This is a genomic window from Massilia sp. (assembly GCF_046293535.1).
Classification (GTDB): domain Bacteria; phylum Pseudomonadota; class Gammaproteobacteria; order Burkholderiales; family Burkholderiaceae_D; genus Telluria.
On sequence record NZ_JBKBOV010000007.1, the window covers coordinates 1 to 15,733 of the forward strand.

At 63.2% G+C, this 15,733-nt stretch carries 11 protein-coding genes, 1 tRNA gene and 1 pseudogene; 8 read left to right on the forward strand and 5 right to left on the reverse strand.

What is annotated here, in order from left to right; translation table 11 throughout:
- Positions 1 to 824: pseudogene (locus ACK4S9_RS05665) on the reverse strand (hypothetical protein); the annotation flags it as partial.
- A 255-nt stretch (positions 825 to 1,079) separates the two neighbouring features.
- A complete protein-coding gene (locus tag ACK4S9_RS05670) occupies positions 1,080 to 1,961 on the reverse strand; it encodes a c-type cytochrome (protein WP_409722671.1) in 882 nt (293 codons plus the stop codon).
- Positions 1,962 to 2,157: 196 nt separating this feature from the next.
- Between ACK4S9_RS05670 and ACK4S9_RS05675 the strand changes: the two genes are divergently transcribed.
- Positions 2,158 to 2,233 (forward strand) — tRNA-Arg (locus ACK4S9_RS05675).
- Positions 2,234 to 2,347: 114 nt separating this feature from the next.
- Positions 2,348 to 3,367: an acyltransferase family protein gene (locus ACK4S9_RS05680; protein WP_409722674.1), complete on the forward strand. Its 1,020-nt coding sequence runs from the start codon at positions 2,348 to 2,350 to the stop codon at positions 3,365 to 3,367.
- A 5-nt stretch (positions 3,368 to 3,372) separates the two neighbouring features.
- Here ACK4S9_RS05680 and ACK4S9_RS05685 read toward each other — a convergent pair whose 3' ends face one another.
- Entirely contained in the window at positions 3,373 to 4,341 is a 969-nt protein-coding gene (locus tag ACK4S9_RS05685; protein WP_409722677.1) for a hypothetical protein, read from the reverse strand.
- Positions 4,342 to 4,752: 411 nt separating this feature from the next.
- On the opposite strand from ACK4S9_RS05685, the gene ACK4S9_RS05690 reads away from it, so the two are divergent.
- From ACK4S9_RS05690 to ACK4S9_RS05715, 6 genes are all read left to right on the forward strand, one after another.
- Positions 4,753 to 6,042, forward strand: a complete 1,290-nt coding sequence (locus ACK4S9_RS05690; RefSeq protein WP_409722680.1) for a nucleotide sugar dehydrogenase — start codon at positions 4,753 to 4,755, stop codon at positions 6,040 to 6,042.
- Positions 6,043 to 6,111: 69 nt separating this feature from the next.
- Positions 6,112 to 7,164 (forward strand): SDR family oxidoreductase, encoded by a 1,053-nt coding sequence (locus ACK4S9_RS05695; RefSeq protein ID WP_409722683.1) that lies wholly within the window; start codon positions 6,112 to 6,114, stop codon positions 7,162 to 7,164.
- An 82-nt stretch (positions 7,165 to 7,246) separates the two neighbouring features.
- Positions 7,247 to 8,602, forward strand: a complete 1,356-nt coding sequence (locus ACK4S9_RS05700) for a TIGR03013 family XrtA/PEP-CTERM system glycosyltransferase (RefSeq protein ID WP_409723035.1) — start codon at positions 7,247 to 7,249, stop codon at positions 8,600 to 8,602.
- Positions 8,603 to 8,681: 79 nt separating this feature from the next.
- On the forward strand, positions 8,682 to 10,772 hold the full coding sequence (prsK, locus tag ACK4S9_RS05705) for an XrtA/PEP-CTERM system histidine kinase PrsK (protein WP_409722686.1): 2,091 nt from the start codon (positions 8,682 to 8,684) through the stop codon (positions 10,770 to 10,772).
- A 13-nt stretch (positions 10,773 to 10,785) separates the two neighbouring features.
- A complete protein-coding gene (gene prsR / locus ACK4S9_RS05710) occupies positions 10,786 to 12,147 on the forward strand; it encodes a PEP-CTERM-box response regulator transcription factor (protein WP_409722689.1) in 1,362 nt (453 codons plus the stop codon).
- Positions 12,144 to 13,637 (forward strand): right-handed parallel beta-helix repeat-containing protein, encoded by a 1,494-nt coding sequence (locus ACK4S9_RS05715; protein ID WP_409722691.1) that lies wholly within the window; start codon positions 12,144 to 12,146, stop codon positions 13,635 to 13,637. The genes prsR and ACK4S9_RS05715 overlap by 4 nt, the downstream gene beginning before the upstream one ends.
- Here ACK4S9_RS05715 and ACK4S9_RS05720 read toward each other — a convergent pair.
- On the reverse strand, positions 13,547 to 14,872 hold the full coding sequence (locus ACK4S9_RS05720; RefSeq protein ID WP_409722693.1) for a glycosyltransferase: 1,326 nt from the start codon (positions 14,870 to 14,872) through the stop codon (positions 13,547 to 13,549). The two genes, ACK4S9_RS05715 and ACK4S9_RS05720, sit on opposite strands and share 91 nt — an antisense overlap.
- Positions 14,842 to 15,733: hydrolase 1, exosortase A system-associated (locus ACK4S9_RS05725; RefSeq protein WP_409722696.1), on the reverse strand; the 892-nt coding region annotated here is incomplete at its 5' end. The genes ACK4S9_RS05720 and ACK4S9_RS05725, both read right to left, overlap by 31 nt.

Consider the following 15,733-nt stretch of genomic DNA (forward strand, 5'->3'; position numbering starts at 1 on the left):
ATTTGGGCGTCGTAGGTAAAGTTCTGCGGCGCTGCTTCATACGCCCAGTTGTTCTCGACGACGACGTCGACGCGGGCCTTCCTGACGGTTTCGTACCAGCGCACCGAGAAGCGCGCACTCAGGTGCGGGTGGGCGGCGCCGGCGCTGTTTTTCAATGGGGCCGACACTTGCCATTCGTTGGCGGTAGCGCCGTTCAGCCAGGCGGTCGGGATTGCGGTTTTCAGCAGCTCGTCTGCCGACGCGGTATAGCGCACGCCATCGATGGTGGCGTCGAACGACGCCGTGAAGCCAGCATCGAGCAGCGAGGCGACATTGCCTGCCGGATTGCTCACTGCAGTGCTACGGTCAAGCGTCATGGTGCGGACTTCGCGGGCGCCCAGCGCAGGCAGGACGGCGGAGATGACGGCATGACGCACCGAACCGTCAGGGTGCAGGGCTTTAATGTTCAGTTGCAGCGGCACGACGATACCGCTGTCGAGGCGACCAACGAGCGATGCGGCCGTCGAGAGATGGCCCGGCGCGAAGACCTGGGCAAAGGTGACCGGAACATTGGTCTGCGCTGCAGCCGAGCTACTTTCGAAGCGGATGGTGGTGACGGTGCCGGACATCGCGCTGTTCGCAGCAGCGACGGTCCCGCGGCTTTGCGGGATAAAAGTCGCGGTGCTGGTGGTTGGAGCAGGGGCGGTGCTCAGGAGACGGGTGCCTTGCAGGCTGCTACTAGGGGGGGATTCAACACTCGAACTACCTCCGCAGCCAGCCAGGACGACGCCTGCCAGCGCGGCAACAGCAGTGCGAAGCTTTAGGAAATTCACGGAAATTTTCATTTGGTATCTCTTCAGGAAATGGGGTATCAGGTACGCCCTATAGACCGGAAGATTACTCCAAAGAAATTTAGATTCCCAGAGGAATCACAAAGTCCGTTCAGAAACTCGTCCAAATACAACACAATATTATCCGTAATCTAACGAATATTATTTGGTTGCAACGAATTTTTGTTGAATTTTTAGAAAGAATTGGGTAATGGGAGGGACTGCTTGAGCAAGCTCAAGCAGGAAAAACACGGGTCTTCGTGATCTAAGTTATTTTGCGGAGGCAATCATAAAGTCAACTGCCGCCTTTACATCGGCATCGGGCACGGTTGCGCCACCCTTGGCTGGCATGAAGCCAGTCTTGCCCTGGAAGCCCTTGATCGCGTGTTCATACAGCACGGAGGTGCCTTGTGCCAGGCGTGGTGCCCAGACCGCCTTGTCGCCGAGCTTGGGGGCGCCAGCAATACCTGCGCCATGGCACGCTACACAGGTATTGTTGTAGACGTTTTTTCCAAGATCAGCAGTGGCGACCGGTGCGGCGGCGGCCGGTGTCGCAGCCCCCGTTGGGGCGGCAGAGGCCGCAGGAGCTGCGGGCGCTGCATCAAGGGTGGTGGCAGTAGTCGTTGCAGGCGCCGTCATAGGTGCAGGGGCTGGCGGTTCCTTGAACGCAGCGCCACTCTTGTTCGCCATGAAGACCACGGCGCGGGCGACTTCCACGTCGTCCAGGTCCGGGTTGCCGCCCTTTGCCGGCATGGCGCGAATGCCTTCGATCGCATGCTTGACGAGCGTGTCGTAGCCTTGTGCAAGGCGTTGGTTCCAGCCGGCGTTGTCGCCGGTTTTCGGAGCGCCGGCAGCGCCGCTATCGTGGCAGGCCGCGCAAACGGCGGCGTAGACGGCATTGCCTGCTTGCAGGACGCGCGGGGCGTTGGCATCCACCAGGGTGAAACCTTCTTCAGCAAGCGGACGCACACGCGTTGCCACGGCTTCGGCACTCTGGCTGTCGGTACCGGCACCGGTGAGACGATCATTGGTGGCGAAAATCACGAGGAGGATAATGCCGATGACGATGACCAGAAAGAAAGCAGTGACCGCGGCAACCAGCTGCTTCGGAGTACGGATCAGGGATTGGTGTTCGTTGTGTGCGTCGCTCATGATTTCCTTAATTCAATTAAAAAAACCTGCTACCCCGGTGCTTGCGATCAGATGCTTTTTTACAAACGCCTTGAAGCGAACGATTATAGACATAAAGCTGCTGTAATGTAACGAAATTCCTGAGTGCACAATAGCTTGCCCATGGACGCGGTGGGAGAAAGACTGTATCCTTCGCATCACTTTCTGTCTTACCAATGCGGCTGTAGCTCAGTGGATAGAGTATTGGCCTCCGAAGCCAAGGGTCGTGGGTTCGATCCCCGCCAGCCGCGCCAGTTTTTGATTCCCTTCAGATCGATCTATCGCCATAGGAATCTCTCTCAGTGTAGATTGAGACTGATCGATCTATATGTTACGTTGATAGCTATTTCTTACAATCAGCGTCGCTTATGATGCCTTCCCCCACACTCGTTGAGTCGAACGAATCGGATGTTGTCAAACCGGTGGCGGCTAGCGCGATTACGCCTTCACTCAGCAGGAATTTTTCTTTTGCCAAGGTCATGGCCATCCTGACCGTCGTGACCGGACATTGGTACACCGGAACGATTCTGTGGATACCCGTCACCTTCGGCCTTCTTGTCTTCGCTTTTTCTTCTGTTTATTTCACGTCCGCAATTTACGGAGAGCGTGTCGACCGCGAGCGTTTCTGGCGCAAGAAGATCGAGCGCCTGGGCTTGCGATTCTGGGTGGTGATGCTGTTTATCGTGGTGCTGGAAGGGATGCGGGGCAATACCATTTGGCACTGGCATTCGCTGGTACACCTGGCCGGCCTCTCCGGGGTACTCAACTGGATGCACGTCAAGAACGAAAGCGTACTTGGAAACGGCCTGTGGTTCTTTACGCTGTTATTGTTGTTCTACCTCAGTTATCCCTATCTGGCACAGGCGGCGCGTACCAAGCGCTCCGCAGCGGTGCTGCTGGGCGGTGGTGTCATATTGGCGGTGTACTTGGCAGAAAACATCAAGGTCGGCCATGAGTTGTGGCTGACGGCCTATGCCTTTGTCGCCGGAGTTGCGTGGGGTGCGCACCGACCGCGCTTGCCGGCCACATGGGCACTGGCACTCACCTTGTCGCTGTGGGGAGCACTGCTGGTGCTCAACCTGATGGGGATAAAGCTGCTCAATACCGTGCTGCTCGCTGCCGGCGGCTTGTCGGTTGCGGTCTGGCTGACGGTGGTTCAGTTACCGCAGTGGTCCGTGATCGACCACATTGCCGTTCTCGATAGATACGTGTTAGAAATCTTCCTTGTGCACATGTGCCTATTCATCAAGCCGACAGGCCACTGGATTGCGGATTTCCTGCTCTCGCTTTGCCTCATCGTCGTGGTGTCGGTGGTACTCGGCCGTTTGGCCGACCGCCTGTCCGCGCGCGTATTCCGTGAAAGGCGTGGCGACCGGCAAGCCGCCTAGGACCGTCAACCCGGCTGTTCGGCTGTCCGCCGCATGTCCTGCATACCGTAGAGCAGCTCCGGCGCGCGTGCGGCTGCCGACCAGTCTTGTGGGGCACGCATCCGGCGCGCAGCGCGCAGGCGCAGCGGATTTTTCAGGTAAAGACGGCGCGCCTCGTCTGGATGCGCAGCAATCCAACCCAGTACCAACTCACGCACGGTTTTCGGGAAGCGGGTGATGGGCAGCCGGCGACCCACCATGTGCTCGCGCGCGGCGCGGTTTTCCAGGTCGCCTTGCGCCTGTCGCTGGCGGCGCTTGAACTGGGCCACGATGTTCTTTACTGTGAAGTCGGCCTGGCCCGGTACATCCCAGGTCGCGTCGCCGTTGACGACGATGCGCCGCGGTTCCCATTGCTGCGTGACCGGATCGAGGGCGAACATGAGTACTGAGCCGATCAGCGAGTCGGTCCGGTAGAGTCCCAGGGGCAAGCGGAATCCGCTCGTCTGCAACTGTGCCATCGCGTGGACTGGGATTGCATTCATATTGCCGTGGAAACCACCGCCGCTCAGCATCGCGGCCCGCAGTGCGGGTGCCGAGCGTCCGCTGGTCGGTACGCCAGTGGCGCCGAAGGCTTCCGGCGCCGCGGCCAGGCTAGCGTCAAGCTGCGCCAGTCCATCAATGCGCGGCCTGGCATAACCATCGAGGAAGAAGGCCGTGCGCCCTGCCGGCCAGATTCGATGGACATATTCATTCCAGGCATGGGCCTTGTCGCCCTGTTCGATGGACCAGATCCTGAGCCAGGCCGTGCCCCCATAAGAAGCACCGGCCCAAGCCGCGCACTCGCGGGCAAGCCCTGCATTGCCATTGATGAGCAAATCGATGATGGTATCTCTGCCTGCCGAGGCTGCCACCGTGGCCTCGATCGTCGACCTCAGCGTTTCGATGCTTTCGCGCGCGGCAATGATGGCTACGGCCCAGTTTGGTTGTGCAGGCATGTTCTCGACTTCAGGATTGCAATTTAGACATTTTAAATCAACTCGGCTTGCATGTGCTGAACGCTGTCGGCAGCCTGAACGGAGGCGCGCACGATTGAATTTTGCAACAAACTTGAAACTAAGAAAATGCTAAAATGACATTCATTGCACCAGTGAAACAAATGCGGCTTCAGCGCACTTCGAGCATGAACCTACTTGAAATGGTTCTTGCAGCAACTGCAAGCATGAGGCAAGAGATTTGTTAGGAAATTTGTGCTTAAGCTTTCGATAAATAATATTTAGATATCGTTTTCGGGTGCATGTTGTTGTGTTGTCCCAAATCTTTAGTGCTCTGTTGAGTACCGCTGAGCTTCCGTGCTATATTGGAAGTTAGCATAATAGCAAAATTTAATTCTTGAGCGGAATCCGATAATGAAAGCAGATGAAGTAGTCGCCGTCGTTGGGCTGGGATATGTCGGCTTGCCGCTGGCAGTCGAGTTCGGCAAGAATGGGCGCACTATTGGATTTGACCTCTCGACCACCAAGATCGAGAGCTATAAGCAATTCGTCGACCCCACTGGCGAAGTCTCTTCGAGCGACCTGCGCGCAGCGCGCCATCTCGAAGTGACGACCGATCCGGCCATGCTGGCCCAGGCTGATTACATCGTTGTTGCCGTTCCAACACCTGTGGACATCGCCCACAACCCGGACTTCACTCCGCTGATCGGCGCCAGCAAGTCAGTCGGCGCCCACATGAAGCGCGGCGCCGTCGTCATCTACGAATCGACTGTGTACCCGGGTGCAACCGAAGAGGTCTGCATCCCGATCCTGGAGCAGCAATCGGGCCTGAAGTGGAAACAGGACTTCCACGTCGGTTTCTCGCCGGAGCGCATCAACCCGGGCGACAAGGAACACACCCTGACGAACATCCTCAAGGTGGTGTCGGGCGACGGCGACGAATCGCTCGAGCGCATCGCCCAGCTGTACGAATCGGTCGTCACTGCCGGCGTCTACCGCGCCTCCAGCATCAAGGTGGCCGAAGCCGCGAAGGTCATCGAGAATACCCAGCGTGACCTGAACATCGCGCTGATGAACGAACTGGCGATCATCTTCGACAAGATCGGTATCGACACCCTCGAGGTGCTCAAGGCGGCGGGTACCAAGTGGAACTTCCTGCCCTTCCGTCCGGGCCTGGTCGGCGGCCACTGCATCGGCGTGGACCCGTACTACCTGACCCACAAGGCCGAGATGATCGGTTACCACCCGCAGGTCATCCTGGCCGGCCGCCGCATCAACGACGGCATGGCCAAGTTCGTCGCCGAGAAGACCGTCAAGTCGATGATCTCGGCCGGTTTCCATGTCAAGGGTTCCAGGGTCAACGTGATCGGCCTGACCTTCAAGGAAAATTGCCCGGACCTGCGTAATTCGAAGGTGGCCGACATCGTTCACGAACTCGAAAGCTACGGCGTCGAGGTGCACGTGTTCGATCCGCTGGCCGACGCCGAGGAGGCGCAGCACGAATACGGCATCAAGCTGGAAAGCTGGGACAGCCTTCCGCAGGCCGACGCCGTCATCGTGACCGTACCGCACAAGGAAGTACTGGCCCTGTCGCTGACCGACTTCCAGTCGAAGCTGAACCCGAATGCATGCTTCATCGACGTCAAGTCGCAATTCGATCCCAAGGCTCTGCAGGAAGCCGGCTACTGCGTCTGGCGTCTCTGATTGCCGGGTTCCACCCGGACCGTCGCGCGATATGCGGCGGCATCATCCCTGGCGTGACCGTGAAAGTGTATGAGAGTGAATAAGTTCCAAGAGATCCAGCAGCATCTGTTGCAGCATCGTTATCACTGGCTCGTGACCGGCGCAGCCGGCTTCATCGGCTCGAACCTGGTCGAAGCTTTGCTGAAGCTGAACCAGCAGGTCACTGGACTTGACAATTTCGCCACCGGGCATCGTCACAACCTGCAGCAGGTGAAAGAATCTGTCACAGAGGACGCTTGGGTGAAATTTAATTTCATCGAAGCCGATATCCGCGACGCTGGTGCCTGCCAAGCGGCTTGCCAGAGCGTCGATTTCGTGCTGCACCAGGCCGCTCTCGGCTCGGTATCGCGCTCGATCGACGACCCGCAGACCACCAACGCAACCAATATCGACGGCTTCCTCAACATGTTGGTCGCGGCGCGCGATGTCGGCGCCAAGCGCTTCGTCTATGCCGCGTCGAGCTCGACCTACGGCGATCATCCCGACCTGCCCAAGGTCGAAGACCGCATCGGCAACCCACTGTCACCCTACGCGGTCACCAAGTACGTGAACGAACTGTACGCCAACGTATTCGGCCGTACCTACGGCACTGAGTCGATCGGGCTGCGCTATTTCAACGTGTTCGGCCCGCGCCAGGACCCGCACGGCGCCTACGCCGCCGTGATCCCGCAATGGGTGGCGGCCCTGATCCGCAACGACGAACTGCGGATCAACGGCGACGGTGAGACCAGCCGCGACTTCTGTTACATCGACAACGTGGTGCAGGCGAACCTGCTGTCGGCCCTGGCTCCCGCCGAAGCCGCCAACCAGGTGTACAACATTGCGGTTAACGACCGAACCAGCCTGAACCAGTTATACAGCATGATGCGCGACCTGTTGCGGGAGCGTTTCCCGCACCTGGAGACGCACCAGCCGCAATACGTCGACTTCCGGCGCGGTGACGTGCGCCATTCGCAAGCGGATATCAGCAAGGCGGCTACGCTGCTGGGCTACCAGCCGACATACCGCATCAGCGAAGGCTTGCAACAGGCGATGGCGTGGTACGTCGCGCACCTGGCTCCGTCACTCAAGACTGCTGCATGATTGTATAAAAGTAATAAGAATCAGGGAGGGTACTGTGTTCAGGATCTCTAACCATTACGTTTCAAAAATCGTTTTCTTGCTATTGTTCGTCGAGGTGCTGGTGCTGCTGGGGGCAGCGTATGTCGGCGCGGCGCTGCGCATGCTTGAATACGGCGACACGACCGCGGCGGCTCACCTCGACCACTTCTTTACCTCGGCAGTGGCATTCACGGTGGCGATCATCTTCAGCATGAGCGCCATGGGCATGTACCAGCTCGACTTCGACGAAGGCTTGCGCCATCCCTTCTTCATGAAGCTGATGCCTTCCTTCCTGATGGGCTTTGCGATCCTGGCACTGGTGTTCTATATGGCGCCCGAGCTGTCCTTCGGGCGAGGCACCATGGCGATCGTGTTCGCCCTGGCCGGCATCGGCATCTTCCTGGCGCGCATGGCCTTCTTCAAGTCGTCCGAGGCACGCTTCCTGCAGTCGCGCATCATGTTCCTCGGGAGTGGCCCGCTGGCCAAGGAGTGCAGCGACCTGGCGCAAAAGAATTCGAACTATCACCGCTACAGCATCGCTGGTTACCTCCCGACCCCGGGAGAAGAGCTGTGCGTGCCGTCCTCGAACCTGCTGAAGGTGCGCGACGGCGATTCGCTGGTGTCGCTGGTGCGCCAGCACAACGTGTCGGAAATCGTGGTGTCGGTGCAGAATCGCCGTGGCGGTTTCCCGATCAAGGAGCTGCTTGACTGCAAGCTGCAAGGCATCCGCGTCACCGACGCTGCCACCTTCTTCGAACGCGAGACCTGCCAGATTCGCGTCGATTCGCTACAGCCTTCGTGGCTGGTGTTCGGCGGCGGCTTCGACCAGAGCTTCGCCCGCACCTTCATGAAGCGCAGCTTCGACCTGGTATGCAGCCTCCTGATCCTGGTGATGGCCCTTCCCCTGATGCTGCTGGCCGCGCTGGCTGTCAAGCTGGAAGACGGCGGCCCGGTGTTCTATTCGCAGGAGCGGGTAGGTAAGGATGGCAAGACCTTCCGCGTGCACAAATTCCGCAGCATGCGCACCGACGCCGAAAAGGCCGGCAAGCCGCAGTGGGCAGCCCAGAACGATCCGCGCGTGACGCGTTTCGGTAACTTCATGCGCAAGACCCGCATCGACGAACTGCCGCAGATTATCAATGTATTCAAAGGCGAGATGTCTTTCGTCGGCCCGCGTCCGGAGCGTCCATATTTCGTCGAACAGCTGATCGAGGTGGTCCCGTATTACAACGTGCGCCACAGCGTCAAGCCGGGCATCACCGGCTGGGCTCAGGTACGCTACGGCTATGGCTCGTCGGCCGAGGACGCCCTGCAGAAGCTGCAGTACGACCTGTACTATGTGAAGAACAACAGCCTGTTCCTCGACGTGCTCATCCTGATCAACACACTCAAGGTCGTGCTGTTCCGCAGCGGGCGCTGAGCCGGGGCGCGCCCGGCGCGCCTTCACGTCCGTCACCCCTTGACCCCGCACTGCATCGAACCAGCGCCGCCACCACCTCATGGATGTTTCCCTGACCAGCATCGCGGCCTATAGCTACGCGCTGGTAGCCGCCTGTTTTCTCGTGCTGGGCGCACCGCTCGCGGTGCGCCAGCGCCGCCGCCACGACGTCGCCCTCGGCCTGGCCTGCCTGTCCAGCGTCCTGTGGGGCGCCGTACTGGCCTGGCAGGCCGCCTACGGTTCCTCCTGGGCGCCGCTGGCCGACTGCGCCGAATTGCTGCGTAACGCCGCCTGGTCCGTGTTCCTGCTGGTCTTGCGCGGCCACTTCACCGATCCTGCCAGCCGTATGCCGCTGCGCCTGCCGCCGGTGCTGATGCTGGGCGCGTTCACCTATCTGGTATGCCTGGTCGCGGCCGCCGGCGGCTGGCTGAATCTGGCGCTGACCGAACGTCCCGGCGCGCTTCCGATCGCGCTGCGGGTGGCGATGGCAGTGTCGGGCATGCTGCTGGTGGAACTCGTGTACCGCAACCGCACCATGCACGAGCGTTGGGCCGTGAAGTTCGCCTGCCTCGGCATCGGTGCCATGTTCGCCTATGATTTCTACCTTTACAGCCACACGCTGCTGTTCCGCATCGTCGATACCGACATGTGGGCAGCGCGTGGACTCGTCAACGCCCTGACCGTACCGCTGATTGCAATCTCGCTTCAGCGCAGCAAGCTGTGGTCCTCACCGCTGGAGGTGTCGCGCCGCGCGATGTTCCACTCGGCCACCCTGTTCGGCGCGGCCATCTACCTGTTGGCGATGGGCTCGGCCGGCTACTACCTGCGCTACTTCGGCGGCAACTGGGGTACGGTGATGCAGGTGACCTTCCTGTTCGGCGCCCTGATCCTGCTGATGGGAGTGCTGTTCTCGGGCAGCTTCCGGGCGCGCCTGAAGGTCTTCATCAGCAAGCACTTCTACCGTTACAACTACGACTACCGCGAAGAGTGGATGCGCTTTACGCGCACCCTGTCCAAGCCGGGTCCGGACGTAGGCGAGCGCGCCATCGAGGCGGTGGCCGCGCTGGTCGAGAGCCCGGGCGGCATGCTGTGGCAGCGCCGCGATGCCGGGCATTTCGAGCCGGTGGCCCATTGGCAGGTGCCGGTGCTGACCTGCTCCGAGCCGGCCGATTCGCCGTTCTGCCAGTTCCTCGAGACCAGCCAGTGGGTGATCGACCTGCATGAATACGCGCACAGCCCGGACAAGTACGATGCCCTGGTGCTACCCGAATGGCTGGAAAGCGTCCCGCGCGCCTGGCTGGTGGTGCCGCTGATGCTGCATGCGCGCCTGTTCGGCTTCGTGCTGCTGCAGAACCCACGCAGCCCTGTGAAACTGAACTGGGAAGTGATCGACGTGCTCGAGATCGCGGGTAGCCAGGCCGCCAGCCAGCTGGCCCAGCAGGATGCCGCCAACGCGCTCATGGTGGCGCGCCAGTTCGAGTCCTTCAACCGCATGTCGACCTTCGTGGTGCACGACCTGAAGAACCTGGTGTTGCAGCTGTCGCTGATGAACGCCAACGCCGCCAGGCACAAGGACAATCCCGAGTTCCAGGCCGACATGCTGGAGACGGTCGATTACTCGGTGCAGAAAATGAAGATCATGTTGCAAAAGCTGAGCCGCAGCGAGAATGCCGAGCAACCGCTGCCGCTGGCGCTGAACCAGGTGGTGACCCAGGCGGTGGCGCTGAAGGCCGCGTTCGTGCCGCAGCCGGTGCTGACGATCGACGATGCCTCGCTACGCGTGCTGGCCGACCGCGAGCGTCTCGAGCGCGTGGTAGGACACCTGATCCAGAATGCGATCGAGGCGACGCCGCGCACCGGCAGCGTCGAGATCCGCCTGCTGCGCGAAGCTGATCGCGCCGTCATCGAGATCGCCGACACCGGCGAAGGCATGAGCGAGGAATTCATCCGCGAGCGCCTGTTCAAGCCCTTCGACTCGACCAAGTCGGCCGGCATGGGCATCGGCGTGTTCGAAAGCCGTGAATACATCATTGAACTTGGCGGCAACCTGGAGGTAAGCAGCAAGCCCGGCGCGGGCACCACCTTCCGGGTCTCGCTGCCGCTACATCAACAGGAAACGCCGGCGGAACAACGCGCCCCGCGCGCCGCCTGATAGAGGAAACAACGTGAGCCAGACCAAACCGAAACTTTTAATCATCGAGGACGATCCCGGCGTGCAAAAACAGCTGCGCTGGAGCCTTGACGCCTACGACGTGGTAGTGGCCGGTGACCGGGAGGCTGCGCTGGCCCAGATCCGGCGCCACGAGCCGGCCGTCTGCACCATGGACCTCGGCCTGCCGCCCGATCCGGACGGCTCGACCGAAGGCCTGGCGACGCTGCAGCAGATTCTGGCGCTGGCACCGGACACCCGCGTCATCGTCCTGACCGGCAACCAGGACCACGCCAACGCCGTCAAGGCGATCGGCATGGGTGCCTACGACTTCCACAACAAACCCTGCGATCCGGAAGTGCTGAACCTGGTGATCCAGCGTGCCTTCTTCCTGCACAACCTGCAGCAGGAAAACCGCCGCATGCAGCAGGCCCAGGCTGACTCACCACTGGCCGGCGTGATCTCGCGCGATCCCGGCATGTCGAAAGTTTGCCGCAACATCGAGAAGGTCGCCCCGACCTCGGCCTCGGTGATGCTCCTGGGGGAGTCGGGCACCGGCAAGGAGGTACTGGCGCGTGCCCTGCACCAGCTATCGCCGCGTGCCAAGGAACGCTTCATGGCGATCAACTGCGCGGCCATTCCCGAGAACCTGCTCGAGAGCGAACTGTTCGGCTACGAAAAGGGCGCCTTTACCGGCGCAGCCAAGCAGACCAAGGGCAAGGTCGAGCTGGCCCACGGCGGCACCTTCTTCCTCGATGAAGTCGGCGACCTGCCGATGGCCCTGCAGGCCAAGCTGCTGCGCTTCCTGCAGGAGCGCGTGATCGAGCGCATCGGCGGCCACGAAGAGATTCCCGTCGACGTGCGCATCGTCTGCGCGACCCACCAGAAGCTCAAGGAGCTGTGTGCCCAGGGCCGCTTCCGTGAGGACTTGTATTACCGCCTGTCCGAGATCGTCGTCACCATCCCGCCGCTGTGCCAACGCGAGGGCGATGCCGCGTTGCTGGCGCACCACTTCAAGAACAAGTTCTGTGCCCAGGAAGGACGCGCTTCGCTGCACTTCGCTCCGGATGCGATCGCTGCCATCGAGGCCTACAATTGGCCAGGCAACGTGCGCGAAATGGAGAACACCATCAAGCGCGCAGTCATCATGGCCGACGGCAGCACCATCGTCGCCGACGACCTCGGGCTGCCCGGCGAGGCGGCGATGGAAGAACCGATCAACCTGCGGCAGGTGCGAGAAGAGGCCGAGTACAAGGCCATCGTCAAGGCGCTGGCGCGGGTCGACGGCAACATCGTCAAGGCCTCGGAAATGCTGGGTGTTAGCCGGCCGACTTTGTATGACCTGATGGGCCGGCACGGCATCAAGACCGGGGCATGAGCTTGGGTAAGAAGCGCGTCCTGTTGCTGCTGGCGGCCGCGCCGGTGCTGGTCGGCCTGGTGGCGGCCGGCGGCGGGCTGGCCTACCTGCACGCCGACGGCATCACGCCGCGTGCGCTGGCGCCCTATATCGAGCGGCGCGCCGCCGGCCATAACGACATCATTACCGGTACCGGCAACTGGATCGGCGCCGCGCTGCGCGATCTGGACCGTGGCGAACCTGTGCCCTACGCGCTGCCGGCACTGAAGGTCGGCGCCCAGCCGGTGCCCTTGCCGGCGCCTCCGTCCACCTCCACCGCGGTCAAGCGGGTAGGCTCGGTCCCCGAGGCGCAGCGCGCCTTCGCGCAAGCCGTCGCCGGTGACGTCATCACCTTCGCACCGGGGGTGTACCGCATCCGCGCCCCCCTGGCCGCCACCCGGCCAGGCGTCGCGGGCGTGCCGATTGTGGTGCGCGCCGAGCACCCGGGCAGCGTGGTGATCGAAGTCGCCGCCACGGAAGGCATCGTGGTGGCAGCGCCGCACTGGACCTTCGAAAACCTGGAGTTCCGCGGCGCCTGCGCCCAGGCTGCCTTCTGCGAACACGCCTTCCACGTGGTCGGCAAGGGTAGGCATTTCGTCGCGCGCAACAACCGCATCGTCGACTTCAACGCCCACTTCAAGATCAATGGCGACGGCAAGGACTTTCCCGACCATGGCCTGGTCGAGGGGAACACCCTGGACAATACGTCCCCGCGCCGTACCAGCAACCCGGTCACCCCGGTCGACCTGGTGGCGGCCAGCGACTGGACCATCCGCGGTAACCTCATCACCGACTTCATCAAGGCCGGGGGCGACCGCATCAGCTACGGCGCCTTTGCCAAAGGTGCGGGCGCGCGCACCGTCTTCGAACGCAACGTGGTGCTGTGCGAGCAGAAGCTGCGAGGCCTGCCGGGGCAACGGGTCGGGCTGTCGTTCGGCGGAGGCGGCACCGGGCGCCAGTACTGCCGCGACGGCCGCTGCATCACCGAGCACGAGGCCGGTGTCATGCGTGCCAACCTGATTGCCGGCTGCTCCGACGCCGGCATCTACGTCAACAGCGGCGCTGGCTCGCGCCTGCTGGACAACACCCTGCTCGACACGGCCGGGGTACAGGTCCGCTACCCGGCGAGCAGCGCGGAACTGGATGGGAACATGGTCGATGGCCCGGTGACCAGCCGCAATGGCGCGGTTCTCCGGATGGGTGACAACCGTACCAATTCGGTCACGGCGATGTACGCCGGCCTGCACCCGCAGCGCAGGCTGTTCGTCGCCGCGCAAGCGCTGGACCTGCGCTGGGACGGCCAGCCGCCGCGGCGCCAGGCGCAGGATGCGCAGGCCTCTCCGATGGACCTGTGCGGCGCCCACCGTCCTGCCGCACCGGCCTACGGCGCCTTCGAGGACTTCGCCGCCTGCCTGGCGCCGGCAGCCGCGTTCTCTTCCGCCACCACGGCGTCGAACAGCGACGCCAACTGAAGCGTGCGGGCTCGCCGTTCCTGGGCCCGCACGACCGTTTCTGGCGCCAGCGGTGCCTTGCCCGCCGTCGCCAGGTCGAGGAAGCGCTCCAGCGCGTCGGCGATGCCGGCGGTATCGTCGAGCGGGCCGATGGTGTCGATGCCTGCTTGGCGCAACAGGCGGGCGGTGTCGCCGTCCGCGTCGGTCAGCGCCAGGATCGGACGCCCCGCGCGCAGGTATTCATAGAGCTTGGCCGGCACCTGGGCATTGCAGTTTGCCGCCTGCAGCACCAGCAGGGCGCCGGCGCCCAGCATGTCGGCCAGCGCCGCGCGGTAGGGCAGGGGCGGCGCGATCTCCACCAACTCTTCGATGCCGTGTTCGGCCGCCAGTCGCGCCAGCCACTCCTCATGGACCGCGGCACGCAGCACCAGCCGGAAGTTTGCCGGGCTCAGGCGGCCGCTCGCGTGCAGCGAGGCCAGCGCGGCAAACAGCGGGCGCGGATCGCGTTCCGAGGGATAGACGATGCCGCTGTGGAGCAGAATCAGCGGGCCTGCGCCGCGGGGAACGCGTGGCGCCGCCTCCGACTGCGCCGCAGCAAAGGCCTGTTCGTCGTAGCCGTTCTCGATCAGGCACAGGCGTCCGGGCGGCAGGCCCGGATAACGCGTTTCGTAGGTGCGCACTGCGCCTGGCGTAGTGCATACGGCGCGGCTGCAGTGCTTGAGCGTCTGCGCCTCTATCCAAGCCGTCGCCGCGCGCTTGAGGCGGCCGGAGGGGTGGCTGTCGTCGAGCATGGGATCGCGCAGGTCGGCTACCCAGGGCAGGCCGGTCAGGCGGCGTAGCGCCAGCCCGATCAAGTGCGCGCTCGCGATCGGATAGGTCGACCAGATCACTTCCGGCCGATAGCGACGCACCAGCGCCAACCCGGCGGGCACGGCGCCGAGAACCCATGACACCCAGCGGTCCGGGAGGGCCATCCAGCCCAGGTACTTGCCGCGCCAGGCCAGGTGGCGCGCGGTGTCGAGGGCAAAGGCGCGCCGCACCACGGTGCCCGGCGCGATCTCGCCCATCTGATCCTGGCCGGTTTCGGGATGGGCGCGCGGATGCGCGCTCAAGACCAGTGGTTCCCAACCGAAGCCGGGCAGGTGTTGCGTAAACCGGAGGGTGCGCTGGATGCCGCTACTGCCCCGCTGCGGCGGGAAGTGGAAGGCCACCATCAGGACTCGCTTCACCACGAGCGCACCCACTGTGCGGTCCATGCGGCGACCTCGTCGCGCCAGGCGCGCCGCGAAAAGGTATGGTCGGCCGGCGCAAGCTGGCGCCGGGTGAAGCGCGGCGCTGCCATTAGTTGGCGCCACTGCGGCGAGGCGGCGGTCAGGTCGGCGAATTCGCGCGCGGTCAGGTCGGCGCCGCTCAGGACCACCAGCACCGGTCCCGGGAAGCGCGCCAGGCCGGCGTGCATGCGCTCGGGCAGGGTCGCGCCGCAGGCCGTGCCGGCGACAAGCTGCGGCGAGGCGGGCGGCTGCATGGCGCGCCGTACCTGGCCCAGCAGGGAAGACAGCGAGTCGCGCAAGCCGAAGCGGCCGCCGGCGATTTTCTTCCACAAGTCCGGCGCGAGCAGGCGCTCACGGTAATAGTGCTTCAGGGTAGCCTTGGCCAGGCTCTCCTCGGTACGCACCCAGGGATTGAGCAGGACCAGGCCGGCTACCCGGGCATCGCTGCCCGCATACATGGCGGCCGCGGAAGCGCCGTCGCACAGGCCCCACAGCACCACCTCGCGCATGCCGGGCACGCAGGCCATGAAGGCGTCGATGGCGGCGTGGATGTCGGCTTCCTGGTCTTCGAAACCGAGGGCATCGCCGCCGCTGTCGCCCATGCCGCGCACATCGAAGCGCATGGCGGGGATGCCCTGCTCGGCCAGGGCGCGTGCGAGCAGGGTGAACTGGCGGTGGCTGCCGGCGCGGTATTGCGGGCCGCCGACCACCACCAGCACCCCACGCGGATACGGCGCGGCAGGCGGCGCGGGGCCCGCCGCGCCCCCCCCCACCCACCCGCCCCCCCCAGGGAAGGCGAGCGCGGTCGCCTCGTAGCGCCCCGCCCCCCACGGCCCGGCCGGGGAA

What these genes read in the sequence shown, in the direction of transcription:
- ACK4S9_RS05715 (WP_409722691.1), top strand. Translation starts at nt 12,144, where the DNA reads ATGAGCTTGGGTAAGAAGCGCGTCCTGTTGCTGCTGGCGGCCGCGCCG.
- ACK4S9_RS05685 (WP_409722677.1), bottom strand. Translation starts at nt 4,341, where the DNA reads ATGCCTGCACAACCAAACTGGGCCGTAGCCATCATTGCCGCGCGCGAA.
- ACK4S9_RS05690 (WP_409722680.1), top strand. Translation starts at nt 4,753, where the DNA reads ATGAAAGCAGATGAAGTAGTCGCCGTCGTTGGGCTGGGATATGTCGGC.
- prsK (WP_409722686.1), top strand. Translation starts at nt 8,682, where the DNA reads ATGGATGTTTCCCTGACCAGCATCGCGGCCTATAGCTACGCGCTGGTA.
- ACK4S9_RS05695 (WP_409722683.1), top strand. Translation starts at nt 6,112, where the DNA reads ATGAGAGTGAATAAGTTCCAAGAGATCCAGCAGCATCTGTTGCAGCAT.
- ACK4S9_RS05680 (WP_409722674.1), top strand. Translation starts at nt 2,348, where the DNA reads ATGATGCCTTCCCCCACACTCGTTGAGTCGAACGAATCGGATGTTGTC.
- ACK4S9_RS05720 (WP_409722693.1), bottom strand. Translation starts at nt 14,872, where the DNA reads ATGGACCGCACAGTGGGTGCGCTCGTGGTGAAGCGAGTCCTGATGGTG.
- ACK4S9_RS05670 (WP_409722671.1), bottom strand. Translation starts at nt 1,961, where the DNA reads ATGAGCGACGCACACAACGAACACCAATCCCTGATCCGTACTCCGAAG.